Origin of the sequence: Desulfosporosinus sp. SYSU MS00001 (assembly GCF_049943955.1) — a bacterium.
Lineage (GTDB): Bacteria > Bacillota > Desulfitobacteriia > Desulfitobacteriales > Desulfitobacteriaceae > Desulfosporosinus.
Genome location: NZ_JBNFTW010000001.1, coordinates 404,186 through 416,407, shown reverse-complemented (window position 1 = coordinate 416,407; position 12,222 = coordinate 404,186). Strand labels below are relative to the sequence as shown.

Genomic DNA, 12,222 nt, shown 5'->3' with positions numbered 1-12,222 from the left:
ACTATGAATATATTTAACGCTCAGTAGATAAATATCCATAAAACAATGAGTCGTTCCATTTGCCTTCAGCCCAATGAGTTTCCCGATGTCTCCCATCCAGCTTAAAACCCAATGTTTTAAAAAGTACCTTTTTAGATTCATCAAAATCATATATCTCTGCCCAAATTCGATGAAGTCCCAATTCATCAAAACCGTAATCAAGCAATACTTTCCCGGAATCCGGAGCAAACATAGAGTCTATGTAAAGATTATCTGCTCCTATATAGATTGAAAAATCCGCTGTCCTATTGACCCAATCGATATAACATAGACCACAAGCCCCAAGTAATCTATCTGTTGCTAATTCGACAATGGAAAACATTCTGATATTGGGATCTTGAAGCACTTTTTTTTCGTACCAAATATTTTGTGCATCCATCCCTATTTCGCGATATTCCCTAAAATAGCGCCGATATTCAGGCCTATTTCTCCATTCTTGAAGTTGAGCTAAATCTTGTCTTTCAATTGCTCTTAAACCCACAAATTTACCTTTTAACATTACTGTTCTTCCTTAATATCATCAATATATAAAACATCCCCAGCGTTTTTTCTTTTTATCACTTGACGCCCCACTACGTATTTAAGCATATCAGGTGGTAAACTTCCCTTTGGCGCGGGGCGTAATAATTCAACATCATTTTCAAGCAATAGTTCTCCATCTTTAACATCTCGTGTTAATCGCAAACAACGCCTTTGTACAATTTTCGCTTCTAATTCATTTCTTTCCACTCGTTTTACTCCATCCCCCAAGCCTTGCTCAAGCTCACGGCAACGTTCGATCATCTCATGCCAAGTAAAAGGGTTCATAGAAAACGAATGATCCGGACCAATTCTATTATTATCATCCGTTAGATGCTTTTCGATTATCCGCGCCCCCAAGGTGATGGCACCCAGAACCATAGAGTGACCCGGGGTGTGATCTGATAAGCCTAGTACAATATTGGGGTATTTGAGACTGTAACTGACTAATACTCGCAGATTAACATTTTTAAAATTTTCAACACTACCTGTATAATTTGTATTGCATTGTAACAATGCAACTTGTCGGTTATGCTTAATAATTGATTCAACGGCTCGTTCAACATCTTCCATGTTAGATGCTCCTGTTGCAAGCATCACCGGTTTCCCCTGTTTCGCCACTTCCTCAATAAAACTCGTCCAAGTAATATCTCCCGATCCAATTTTAAATGCTGGAACATATTGGTTAAGCAAATTAATGGCCTCTAAATCATAAGGGGTAGTCAAAAAGTCAATTCCGGCTTCAGAGGCGGTTCTAGCTAGTTCTTCATTCCAACTTCTATCACACTCATATTGTTGATATATTTCATATACGGATCCTTTCCAGGCAGCTTGGTGGCTAAGTTTTTGACCTAATTTTCTAAAACCATAGTCACTTACTATTTTCTCTGCTTTAAAATGTTGAAACTTTACTGCATCGGCTCCAGCCTCTTTGGCATGCCATATAAGTTCTTTCGCCCGAGACAAGTCTCCATCATGATTCGATGCTATGTCAGCGATAAAATATGTCGGGGCATTAATTGAAATTTCACGTCCATTAATCAGCAAGACATCATCATACTGCATGCTAATTTTTCATCCCCCTCATACACATTTTTAAGACTCTGCACAACTTGAGAAAGATTTGGAAGATTATACCCTAAAAGTGCTTCCGTCTCTGCTACATCAAGTCCCAAACTCTCTGCTCGTTGTACTTGCGCTAATTGTTTAACACTCCCCAACTTAGGATTTTCCAGCTTATAACCAAATACACGAGCTACGACTTCGATAAATGTTTTTTTACTGCTTACTTCATGACTTGCCAGATTAATTATTCCACGCGGCTGTTTAGGAATTAAATCAAAAAGAGCCTTAGCAAATTGTCCAACTTCTATACTCGATGTATAAAAATCTTCAAACAAGACGATTTCACTTCTATTATACAAAGACTTAAGTACCCATTCTATGAAAGTAGGGGGCCCTTCAAAGCGACGGAAACCGACAATATTTGTACGGACAACTAACGAATTACGTGCAGTTAAAGCAAAAGCCTCAGCAGCGAATTTTGTTCGAGCATATTCATTTAATAAACATACCGGGCAAGTCGTCGTATGCTTTTGTTTCTTATCACCAGTATAATAGTGATCAGTAGAAACCTGTACAAAGAACGCTCCTATTTTATTGCAGATTTCTGCCAAGATGCTCACAGGCCGCGTATTTACTCGATAGGACAACCCCGGATCAATTTCACAGCTAACCAAGTTGGTAATTGCCACCGTATTAATGATAACATCAGGTTTTAGACTGTATACAAATTCACTAAGATCCTGCTCATTTGTAACATCCAAAATAATATCCGCCTGACTTCTAGAAGCCCCATAGACAGTAAACTTACGTCCTTGAGCTTCATTCATTAAAGCATAACCTAACATTCCTGTTGATCCCAGAATAAGTACCTTCATAATATCCCCCAGTATTATGTCTGCTCAGTTAAACATTATTACGAATTACTTAAGTCACCTATAATATTTAATACCCCAACTCTATGTCAGTCCTTTATTTCAAAAGGAATTTAAACTTAGTCATTATTGATGAACCTATTTCACGTTTTTGCGAACTACATCCTCTTTAATTGTTCTATCATCCAATCTTTTGTTTTTAACAACCCATCATCCAAAGAGACTCGGGGTTCCCAGTTTAATAATTTCTTGGCTTTGCTCGGGTTGCATAACAATTTAGGAATCTCGCTTTGAGGATGAATATGCTCTATGTGCTTGATTAGACTTGGATCTCCACAGATTTTAAGAGCAAGTTCGTTTATAGTTATATCTTGTCCTAAACCAGCATTAATAATTTGCCCATTAACGCCCTCTGAAAGTCCGGCTGCAACGACAAAGCGGGCACAATCCTCAACATACAGCAAATCTCTGGTCTGTTCTCCAGAGCCATAAATGTGCAGTGGGTCACCACGGAAAGCTTTACTCGTAAAAATACTAACAACGCCACCTTCCCCGGTAGCTTTCTGCCTTGGGCCATAGGTATTAAACGGCCGGATGACCACAGTTGGCATGCCATAAGCATAATAATATGACAACACCATGTTCTCACCGGCAATTTTCGAACCAGCATAGGGGGAAGCTGGCTTAATTGGTGACATTTCGCTGATCCCTTCTGCCCCTGTTGCTTTATCGTAAACCATACAAGTACTCATGAACACCATTTTAACTCCATGTTTTCGACATTGCTCAAGTACATTAAAAGTCCCTATCACATCATTATTAAATGTTGTCTTGGGGTCATCAATACTGTCTTGAACATTAATGCTGGCGGCCAAATGATAGCAAACGTTAATGTCGTTATTAAATAATTGCTCCACTATATGATTATCCTGGATATCACCCTTCACGAAACCATTAAACTTAGAATCATTCATGAATGTGCTTATATTCCGCTCTGTTCCATTGGTCAAATTATCCAAAACCCAAACATTATGCCCATCCCGCAATAGCCGATCTACTACCCAAGAACCAATAAATCCTGCTCCTCCAGTGACTAAAGCCTTCATCAATTATCTCTCCTTTAAAAGTTCCACTTTCAGCAGACTCCGTATCTCATCTTTGGTAAGGGTTTGTCCACTTTTTGAGCTATAATTACCAACAGAAGCCTTCTTTATTTGGTGCTTGGAAGACAACTTGCCTCCAAACGGTGCAGGAATAGCATACATATGCGGATATTCATAAGCATTTCTAGATTCTTCGAAAGTCATAAGTTCCTCATACATTTTCTCACCGGGGCGAAGTCCGATCTGCTGGATTTCAACTTCGCTAACTTTAATTCCATATTTCTCACAAACCAGCTCGATAATAACTTGGGCCAAATCCCCTAAGCGAACGATCGGCATTTTAAAAACAAATACTTCACCGCCATCGGCAAGCTGCATGGCATCCATCGTCAATCGCGTTGCTTCAGAAACAGTCATCATAAATCGAGTCATATCGGGGGATGTCAATGTGATGGCTCTTTTCTCTCGGATTTGTTTCACAAAAAGAGGTATCACCGAACCTCTTGAACTCATAACATTGCCAAAGCGTACGGCCGAGAAAACTGTCGATCCGGACCCCTTTTGATATTCTGCTGCAACGATCAACCGCTCTGCCATTAATTTCGTCGCTCCCATGGCATTCGTTGGGCTAATGGCTTTATCGGTACTGGTGAAAATGACCTTCTTTACGCCGGATTCCAGCGCGGCTTGAATAACATTTTGAGTGCCAACGACATTGGTTTGTACCGCTTCAAATGGATTATATTCACAGGCAGGCACATGTTTTAATGCCGCAGTATGAAAAACGTAATCAATTCCTTCAAGAGCTCGTTCAAGCCGATAATAATCCCTTATATCACCCAATAGGAAGCGAAGGTTCGGAGTTCCCTGATATTGTTGCTGTAATTCAAACTGCTTGAACTCGTCACGACTATAGATGCGAATCACCTCTGGACGCTCTAAGAGTATGGCTTCCAGCAATGAGCGTCCTACCGTGCCCGTTCCACCAGTGATTAAAATTCGTTTTCCTTCAAACACTAGCCGAACTCCTTTCTGTCATCTCAAAACTACTAATTACTTAATTAATACACTGATTATTCCACTCAATCCGGTTTGATTGCATCTTCTAGAATCTTTTTAAGTTTTCCTTGAAAAGCTATTAAATCAAGAAACATTTCTTGCAATATCTTTCCTTTTTTTATAATTACCTCATTATTAAAAGGCCCCTCTTCTGTGCCTGCGTTAATAAACTCTCCCATCATTCTAAAATACTCAGGTCTGAAAAGGGAAAAACTCCAGTTATCTGCTAAAATATTATGGGCAACTTCTTTCATTTGATCTAAATACCGTTTTCTAGACTCTAAAGGAATGTTAACATCTTGAACGTAATTGCCCAGATCGAAAGTTTTTGTATAAATCAGTTCGGCAACCCTCAGCTTCTTTATACGTTCTATAAATGACTTATTTATCATCTCAAGCCTATCTTCGACCACAATATTCTGGGACACATTATCCAACCATTTCACAAAAGAATCTTTCTCTGGCGATTCAGCTCCAATGTACTTTTCCAAAGCTTGCTGTAACGTCAATTGAATCATACCTTTAATTTTCGCTCCGCCTTCAGTGGCGTTGATGGCGACAGTCGAATAACGCTCTAAATAGATTTCATACCAATCACGAAACATTTTCCAGGTCAGAGTTGAAGGAACCTTATCTCCATAATATCCCTCAAGATAGATTATTTGAGAATCATTCTCAAGATCAATCTTTTCATCACTGTAGACACTTCCTTGACTATGAGTTCGCCCTTCTTCACTAAATGCTAAATCCTGCCCAATCAGAATAATAGCCGGGGCACCAATCTGATTAGCAAAATTAAAGGCAAAATGAGTAACAGATAACCCCATTGACAAGACATCACAATCTATGTCCTCAGCCAACTCTCGCTGAAAATATTCTGATCCTCCTAAAACAAATAAATGATGCTTAAACAACCCTGCGCTGCGATAATCAATGACAGGATTAGCGACAAAAACAATAGACTCCGGAATGGGTTCATCTCGCTTATAATGCTTTTCAGGAATAAGCGGAGTTCTATCTAAACTAAACGTGGCATCCGGAATAATTCCATGGTCCAATAATTTATTAAAAACGGTATTAACACAGAAAATCGTGACTCGATCTTGCCATTCTTTAAGTACCGCAATATTCTTCGTCAAAGATGGTCCCGCTAAAACAATGACCACTGGTTTATTCCAGGTGTTGGTAATCCGCTTTACAGACGATGTCTTGGCCAGATAAGGAATATGCTTTACGAGGTTGTTTAAACCATCTACACCCCAGCTTAAATCTACCCCTAGCCCATGAACATGATACTGATATACTTCAAGTATTAGGCTGCGCATTTCTTGTACAGCCTGTAATTCACTTCGATATTTCGGAGCAAAATATAAGAAACCCATTCTCTGGAGTTTAAGCATAACCTCTCCGATAACAAAAAGGCCATCTAAAATCACTCGAATTTCAGAAATTTTACCGAAAGCCAAAACAACTCTGCCTGTTGCCAATATTTCTTGAAAATCGATCACATGCATGGCCGCTCTCACGATATCCCAATCAGACTCCATAACGAAAATTAAGGTTGAGGGTGGTGTTCGGTCTAGAAGCTCAAGCAAATGATAGCCCAAACCCAAACCGAAAAGAAAAATAGCCTGATAGGAAGCAATATCATCTCCTACGATCAATGTAGAAGCCTCATTCAAAGGATCATAAGCGCTGTGAAGCAGAATATCCCGCCCCTCGATCCTTTTTGTCGCAGTATAGTATCCATTCTTTCCCGCAAAAAGGCTGACAGAGGAAGATTCAGCCGTTTGGTCTAAGACTTGTTCCTCAAATCCTTGGCTGATAAGAAAGGCTAAGTTTTTTTCAAAAAAAGTCATATTAATCATCCCCGTTCAGTCTTTAAGCATAGGTTTTATTTCATAAATCAGTATATCCGTAAGTCGGACATAATCTTCGTCTTTCAAGCACTTTAATGACTGCAGCAATAACTGCTGCAACGTCTCTTGTTCGTCAGGATTCATTCCCTCCGCTTTGCTCTCCATTCTCTTCAAGACAGGATCGAGTTCTTTGAGAGCCAAACTATCTTCATTGCAGATAAACAACTTATGAATATTATCAAGCTTTTGAAATAACTCTTCCTTGGCCTGAGTTTGGTGAGTAATCATTTTATTTCTCCCCAGTCTGTCTATACATATAGTCTTGGTTTGCGATCTTTGCGGCCTCTGCCCAAGTATCACGGAAAGTCCTCAGAAAGTCCTCAACAGGCTGAAGACGTTCTTTGCTCTTTTCGACATTAGCTAAGAGCACTTCATTTTGATAAAATTCATAAAGTTTCCTAAGATTATATGCAACTTCTCCTTGGTTCATATTTAGAGACATGTTTAGCTCCATAAATGCCTCTTGAAGTTTCCCCAACCATATGTTTGCTGCTTCATAATTATGTTGTTCTATAGATATACGGGCTTGATTAAGGAAACGAATCGCTCCATCATATAACATTAGAAGTAGTTTGTCTGGAGAAGCCGTGGCAACTGAAGTCTGTCGATATGCGCTATACGGGTTGTTTGTTGTTGTATTTGACACGATAGAGCGATTCCTCCCTTAAATAGTAATTCAACAATTTGTTAGAACTTAGGACTTCTTGCTTGATGAACTAGATGAACCTGACATAGCATTAACTTGACTTGTCAACCAGCTTCCTTGCGCATTTAAACCGGATAAGACAGTTTCTAGGTTAGAAAACTTTGCGTTCAACATGGTTTCATAATCAGTTGCACGTTGTTCAAAATCACTAATTTGATCCTCGACATCTTTGATTTGTCTACTATAGCTGTCATCTATCTGAGACAACGTTCCACCATACATGATAATCGGATTGAGATAAGCGTGAAGAGTATTCCCCAATCCCTCATATTGATTGTTCACCGTGTCGTTTTTAGGAGTAACTCCATTATAGGGAGCGCTGAATAGGTTAGCAACGCTTTGCGGGTTAGCCGCAAAAGCCGTAGCAAACTTAGTTGTGTCAAAATTCAGCGAAGCATCTTCACCGAAATTGTCTGCCGATGTTGAAACACCTACATCGCTCAGAATACTATATGGTGATGTAGGATTGTTAAAAGTCCCTCCTAACAGTCCTCTGAGCCTAGCCTGGATACCCTCAAGTTGTGCATCACCAAATAAATCCCCGGCTGTTTTCGTCTTGGTGTCATATTTTTGCTCAGTGGCAATAAAGCTCTGCACAGAATTATATTGATCCACGAAAGCCTGAACAGCTTTCTCGGCGACCGAAGGATCTGCAGCAACTGTCACCGTTGATGTGCCTGATCCAGATAAATTTAAAGTTACTCCCTGGATAGCTGTTGTAACAGTGTTCGATGCGCTTGTAATACTTATACCATTTACAGTAAAATGCGCATCCTGTGCCGCTTGGGATATTCCTCCCACCGTCCCGGAATCTAATTGTGCCTGAGTTAAAAGAGTTGGAGACGTGCTGATACCCAAACTACTTAACGTTCCATTAGGATCGCCAAATGTTATAGCATTATTTTGCCCAGTCTTATTACTAGTGATCGAAAGGCGATAATGGCTGCTATCTACTTGAATAAGAGAAGCTGTTACCCCAACTTGAGCACGGTTAATAGAAGATGCGATATCCGTTAACGTAGGATCTGATCCTGAAGTTGAACTTCTTACAACGACATTTTTCCCATTAATGCTGAAGTCCCAACTTGAGCTGTCAGTCCCGGAATCATAATTGTAATTCGACATGCCGGACAGAGTATCTGTCGTATTTTGGCTAACGACGACCTCAGCAGTTGCAGTATTTGTCACATTGACAGAATAACTCCCCGCCAAAGCTCCGCTCCCTCCGGTTGCTGTCACAAAGCTAGTATTGCTGGAAGTAGCGGTTGTAGCTGTCCAGGTATCCGAAGACTGCAGCGTTGCGAGTGTTGCGTCCAAAGCGGATAAACGTGTGTTTACATCATGCCATGCATCTTGTTGAGCTTGTAGTGTTGATTGTTGGGTTTGCATTTGAGTTTCCGGAAGTTTATAAGCCTGCATCATTTGGGATATGATTCCGGAAAAGTCATATCCGGATAGTCCGGTTAAAGCACTCATATAGCGTCCCCCCTTCCTACGAATTACGAATGTTTATCAAGAAGTAATCCAGACATACTGCTGAATGAATTCAACAAATCAAAAATACGCTTGGGTGGAATCTCATCAAGAATTTCGCCCGTTTTGCTGTCCACAATTTTCACCATCACTCGATGAGTACTCTCATCAACGCTAAACTTCATGTTCTTTTCAACAATTCCCATCAAACGATTGAGCTTTTCTGCCGCCTTTTCAATTTCCTCTCTGGGAATTTCTTCTCGTGCCGATGTGGCCTCTTGCTTACGATCAACGATAGGAACTAAGACATCCTGCGTTTTTTCGGATTTTTGTCCAGGAAAAGCATCTATCGGCGGTACAATTACCCCGCTGTTGGGTTGGATTGGATCAACCACATCATTCCCTCCCATAAAAAACACTTAGCCCTTTTTCATAATTTCTATTGAATAAAAGGAGAGCCGTCCGGCTGCCCGCCGACCGGCTCTCTCATTGCATTATTAAGAATTAGCCTAACAGCTTGAGAATTGCTTGGGGAGTTTGATTTGCTTGAGCTAACATTGCAACGCCCGCTTGACTCAAGACTTGATTTTGGGTGAATTTAGACATTTCAGAAGCCATATCCACGTTAGTAATTTGAGATTCAGCGGCTGTCATGTTTTGGGAGGCTGTAGTTAAGTTGGAAATAGTGTGGGTAAGTCGATTTTGTAAAGCTCCCAACGACGCACGAGCATCAGACACTGCGTCAATTGCTGCACTGATTTTACCAATTGCAGTAGTAGCATCTGTTACAGTATCAACTTTAACAGTAGCGGTATTTACCGAGAGTTTAGCTGTAGTCATAGTTGCAATTGAGAGGGAGATAGTCTGGCCTCCCATAGCACCAATTTGGAATTGCACGCCTGTTAAAGTTCCATCAAGCAAGTTTTTAGTATTGAATTGAGTTGATGAAGCAATGCGATCAATTTCATTTTGCAAAGCGGTTACTTCAAGCCCAATTTGGCTACGGTCCTTTGCTGTGTTCGTACCGTTGGCAGCCTGTACGGAAAGCTCTCTCATTCTTTGAAGAATTGATTGAGTTTGACCCATCGCACCTTCAGCGGTTTGAATAAGAGAAATACCATCCTGCGCATTTCTGTTGGCTTGATTCAGCCCATTAATTTGCGCTGTCATCTTTTGGGAAATAGCCAAACCTGCTGCATCATCAGCGGCTGTGTTAATTCGATAACCTGAGGACAACTTAGATAATGAACTTTGAATTGCACTTTGCGTGTTGTTTAAATTATTTTGAGAAATCAAACTGGACATATTGGTATTGATAATCATCTTTTTCCCTCCATGAATTAAATTTTCCCACATCCGTGTAGGAATCTGTTTTCCGCTTCTTTGTCGACATAAGAAGTAGCTTACATATAACTTATCGTATTATCCCTCTTCATTTTCGCAGACTAATTTTGGCCAAATTAGAATGTTATTATCGTTTTATCTCCTGATTACTGCCGTATTCGGCCCATATTAACAAGTCTATAACTTTTTCTAAAATTCGACTTTTGCCAAGAAAATGCAACAAAACAGTTTTTATTGGGTAATACTTTCTAATCTAATCTTATCCAACCAGACAACTAAACTAGTTGCTACTTTCCAAAATTCTGAGCCGTTCAGCCGCTTTTGCATAACCATAATCCAAGGCTCTTCGATAATATTCTTTCGACTTTGACAAATTTGAAGTTACTTCATACAAGACTCCGCTTCAAGTCCGAGACTAATTGTTCTTGAATAATTCCCGTATAGGGCAAAGTTTCGAGCTTTAGAAAAGTCGTCAACCCAGGGGAATCAAGTATTCTTGCTCCAAACGATGAGGCAATATCTTTCGTATCATCAGTCGATCCTGTATCTACAACAATAATTTCATCAACAAGATCGGCTGAACTTGATAAGCACCTTGCAAGACAATCGACCCTCGTTTTTAACGATCATAGCTAAAGTTAATGTTTTCATATTCACCTCTAAAGAATACTTTCCCGACTTTCAATTTAGTTATATTTAGAGCCTCAGAGCTTATAAAATTAAGATGAGGCATTGCCAAACATAATTGAAAAATAGTTACTATTTCTCCTTGCTAAGTTTAAAGTCTTTTAAAAGCTGAAGCGATATCCCAAACTCTTCACCTGTTACCGCTTCCCTATTTTGTCTTTGGATTTCTTCATAGACTTCCCTTCGCAGAATTTTTACTTCCCGAGGGGCATTTATTCCGATACGAACGTTATCCCCAGAGATCCCTACCACGGTGATTTCAATGTTATCTCCTATTTTAATAGTTTCATTTAACTTTCGCGTAAGAACCAACATTAACCAACGGCCCCTTCCTGTTCATGTGCCCTAGGCTTCTCCAGCTCTATCGGTTGTTTCGTGAGATACCGTTCATCCGCCAAGATAACCTGAACGCCAACTTTATGCTTGGTATTTAAGAGCATTGGAGCTCTTAAATTCACGGTACTCTTCGCCACGTTCTGTCTATTTAATGTTACTATTGCCCAGACCTCTACGTGATCATTAGGGTTTCCATCAGGGGAAACGCTAATACTGTCCGTCCTATTCTTCGATTCATTTAATCTCAAGATTTTTTCATTCTCCGAATCAACGTCTACACTGTAATCAGGGAATAATAATCCCGGACGCATTAGAATAAAACCAATTCTCTCTTCCTCAACAGAAATTAATTGAGCAAAAGGAACCCCTTTCTCTTCAACAAAACGGAATTCCTTATTGGATTCAAAGCCAGGGATACCTTGAGCGAAATAATAAATATTATCCTTATCTTCCATCGTCTGTTTCCTCCATATTTATATTAAACTATAGAAAGTCTTAAGTTCTGTTTTGCTGATCAGGCAAGTCACTTCTGTGAATCAAAGACGGCTCCCACGGCATGAAACTTTATATACGGATTTTGTTCCATGAAACTATGAACAGATCCGTATTGGAAATCTCCCTGAACGGAACCAAGTTTCGTATCAATTGAAACTCCACCAATTCTTGCCTGAAAATTAACAGGATTACTCGTTACAGAGATCTGAATCGGCTGAGTACAAGCAATCTGAAGTTCCCTTTGACGAGGTTTCGCCTCCTGGGAAACGATTCTAGCTACGGAAACGTTTTTTGTAAGATCGGCAAATTGTTGACCTTCATTGACCCTTCGGGAAATACCGGCATCTGCGGTCGATTTGGCTTCTTGAGCAAAGACACGCTGTTCCGCCGCTATACCATAATACCCCAGCGATTCGCGCGCCGGGGTATTATCAATTTCTATTGTAGCAGCAGGCTGTTCTATTGAGATCTCTGCCGGTTGCTGCCGGATCTCAAGATTTGCAGCGGTAATCGATAGGTCATATTGAAAAGGATTAATCTTAAGTCCAATCCGTCCGAATTGTTGTTGGATTTGAAGATCCACCATAATCGATCACCTCAGTCTT

General features: G+C 40.1%; 15 protein-coding genes. All 15 read right to left on the bottom strand.

The window, feature by feature from the left end; genetic code table 11:
- Positions 1 to 13: 13 nt before the first annotated feature.
- The 15 genes from ACPUYX_RS01950 to ACPUYX_RS01880 all read right to left on the bottom strand — a co-directional run bounded on the left by ACPUYX_RS01950 (position 14) and on the right by ACPUYX_RS01880 (position 12,203).
- Entirely contained in the window at positions 14 to 538 is a 525-nt protein-coding gene (locus ACPUYX_RS01950; RefSeq protein ID WP_426378058.1) for a GNAT family N-acetyltransferase, read from the bottom strand.
- Complete coding sequence (locus ACPUYX_RS01945) at positions 538 to 1,623, bottom strand: N-acetylneuraminate synthase family protein (protein ID WP_426378057.1); 1,086 nt, start codon at positions 1,621 to 1,623, stop codon at positions 538 to 540. Before ACPUYX_RS01945 ends, ACPUYX_RS01950 begins: the two co-directional genes overlap by 1 nt.
- Complete coding sequence (locus ACPUYX_RS01940) at positions 1,599 to 2,498, bottom strand: SDR family oxidoreductase (RefSeq protein ID WP_426378056.1); 900 nt, start codon at positions 2,496 to 2,498, stop codon at positions 1,599 to 1,601. Before ACPUYX_RS01940 ends, ACPUYX_RS01945 begins: the two co-directional genes overlap by 25 nt.
- Before the next feature lie 155 nt (positions 2,499 to 2,653).
- Positions 2,654 to 3,601, bottom strand: coding sequence for a dTDP-glucose 4,6-dehydratase (locus tag ACPUYX_RS01935; protein ID WP_426378055.1), 948 nt, complete (start codon positions 3,599 to 3,601; stop codon positions 2,654 to 2,656).
- A gap of 3 nt (positions 3,602 to 3,604) precedes the next feature.
- Positions 3,605 to 4,615 carry a UDP-N-acetylglucosamine 4,6-dehydratase family protein gene (locus tag ACPUYX_RS01930; protein WP_426378054.1) on the bottom strand — a complete coding sequence of 337 codons (1,011 nt, stop codon included), beginning with the start codon at positions 4,613 to 4,615 and terminating at the stop codon, positions 3,605 to 3,607.
- A gap of 65 nt (positions 4,616 to 4,680) precedes the next feature.
- Positions 4,681 to 6,516 carry a motility associated factor glycosyltransferase family protein gene (locus tag ACPUYX_RS01925; RefSeq protein WP_426378053.1) on the bottom strand — a complete coding sequence of 612 codons (1,836 nt, stop codon included), beginning with the start codon at positions 6,514 to 6,516 and terminating at the stop codon, positions 4,681 to 4,683.
- Between the two features lie 15 nt (positions 6,517 to 6,531).
- Positions 6,532 to 6,804 carry a hypothetical protein gene (locus tag ACPUYX_RS01920; RefSeq protein ID WP_426378052.1) on the bottom strand — a complete coding sequence of 91 codons (273 nt, stop codon included), beginning with the start codon at positions 6,802 to 6,804 and terminating at the stop codon, positions 6,532 to 6,534.
- Between the two features lies 1 nt (position 6,805).
- Entirely contained in the window at positions 6,806 to 7,222 is a 417-nt protein-coding gene (fliS, locus tag ACPUYX_RS01915) for a flagellar export chaperone FliS (RefSeq protein ID WP_426378051.1), read from the bottom strand.
- Between the two features lie 48 nt (positions 7,223 to 7,270).
- Complete coding sequence (gene fliD, locus ACPUYX_RS01910; protein WP_426378050.1) at positions 7,271 to 8,758, bottom strand: flagellar filament capping protein FliD; 1,488 nt, start codon at positions 8,756 to 8,758, stop codon at positions 7,271 to 7,273.
- A gap of 23 nt (positions 8,759 to 8,781) precedes the next feature.
- Positions 8,782 to 9,150, bottom strand: a complete 369-nt coding sequence (locus ACPUYX_RS01905) for a flagellar protein FlaG (RefSeq protein ID WP_426378049.1) — start codon at positions 9,148 to 9,150, stop codon at positions 8,782 to 8,784.
- A gap of 109 nt (positions 9,151 to 9,259) precedes the next feature.
- Positions 9,260 to 10,078 (bottom strand): flagellin, encoded by an 819-nt coding sequence (locus tag ACPUYX_RS01900; RefSeq protein ID WP_426378048.1) that lies wholly within the window; start codon positions 10,076 to 10,078, stop codon positions 9,260 to 9,262.
- Between the two features lie 407 nt (positions 10,079 to 10,485).
- Positions 10,486 to 10,656 (bottom strand): hypothetical protein, encoded by a 171-nt coding sequence (locus ACPUYX_RS01895; RefSeq protein WP_426378308.1) that lies wholly within the window; start codon positions 10,654 to 10,656, stop codon positions 10,486 to 10,488.
- Positions 10,657 to 10,858: 202 nt separating this feature from the next.
- Positions 10,859 to 11,101 (bottom strand): carbon storage regulator CsrA, encoded by a 243-nt coding sequence (gene csrA, locus ACPUYX_RS01890; RefSeq protein ID WP_426378047.1) that lies wholly within the window; start codon positions 11,099 to 11,101, stop codon positions 10,859 to 10,861.
- Positions 11,101 to 11,577 (bottom strand): flagellar assembly protein FliW, encoded by a 477-nt coding sequence (locus tag ACPUYX_RS01885; protein ID WP_426378046.1) that lies wholly within the window; start codon positions 11,575 to 11,577, stop codon positions 11,101 to 11,103. Before ACPUYX_RS01885 ends, csrA begins: the two co-directional genes overlap by 1 nt.
- Before the next feature lie 68 nt (positions 11,578 to 11,645).
- Positions 11,646 to 12,203 (bottom strand): DUF6470 family protein, encoded by a 558-nt coding sequence (locus ACPUYX_RS01880; protein ID WP_426378045.1) that lies wholly within the window; start codon positions 12,201 to 12,203, stop codon positions 11,646 to 11,648.
- Between the last annotated feature and the right edge of the window lie 19 nt (positions 12,204 to 12,222).

What these genes read in the sequence shown, in the direction of transcription:
- ACPUYX_RS01950 (WP_426378058.1), bottom strand. Translation starts at nt 538, where the DNA reads ATGTTAAAAGGTAAATTTGTGGGTTTAAGAGCAATTGAAAGACAAGAT.
- ACPUYX_RS01945 (WP_426378057.1), bottom strand. Translation starts at nt 1,623, where the DNA reads ATGCAGTATGATGATGTCTTGCTGATTAATGGACGTGAAATTTCAATT.
- ACPUYX_RS01940 (WP_426378056.1), bottom strand. Translation starts at nt 2,498, where the DNA reads ATGAAGGTACTTATTCTGGGATCAACAGGAATGTTAGGTTATGCTTTA.
- ACPUYX_RS01935 (WP_426378055.1), bottom strand. Translation starts at nt 3,601, where the DNA reads ATGAAGGCTTTAGTCACTGGAGGAGCAGGATTTATTGGTTCTTGGGTA.
- ACPUYX_RS01925 (WP_426378053.1), bottom strand. Translation starts at nt 6,516, where the DNA reads ATGACTTTTTTTGAAAAAAACTTAGCCTTTCTTATCAGCCAAGGATTT.
- ACPUYX_RS01920 (WP_426378052.1), bottom strand. Translation starts at nt 6,804, where the DNA reads ATGATTACTCACCAAACTCAGGCCAAGGAAGAGTTATTTCAAAAGCTT.
- fliD (WP_426378050.1), bottom strand. Translation starts at nt 8,758, where the DNA reads ATGAGTGCTTTAACCGGACTATCCGGATATGACTTTTCCGGAATCATA.
- ACPUYX_RS01900 (WP_426378048.1), bottom strand. Translation starts at nt 10,078, where the DNA reads ATGATTATCAATACCAATATGTCCAGTTTGATTTCTCAAAATAATTTA.
- csrA (WP_426378047.1), bottom strand. Translation starts at nt 11,101, where the DNA reads ATGTTGGTTCTTACGCGAAAGTTAAATGAAACTATTAAAATAGGAGAT.
- ACPUYX_RS01885 (WP_426378046.1), bottom strand. Translation starts at nt 11,577, where the DNA reads ATGGAAGATAAGGATAATATTTATTATTTCGCTCAAGGTATCCCTGGC.
- ACPUYX_RS01880 (WP_426378045.1), bottom strand. Translation starts at nt 12,203, where the DNA reads ATGGTGGATCTTCAAATCCAACAACAATTCGGACGGATTGGACTTAAG.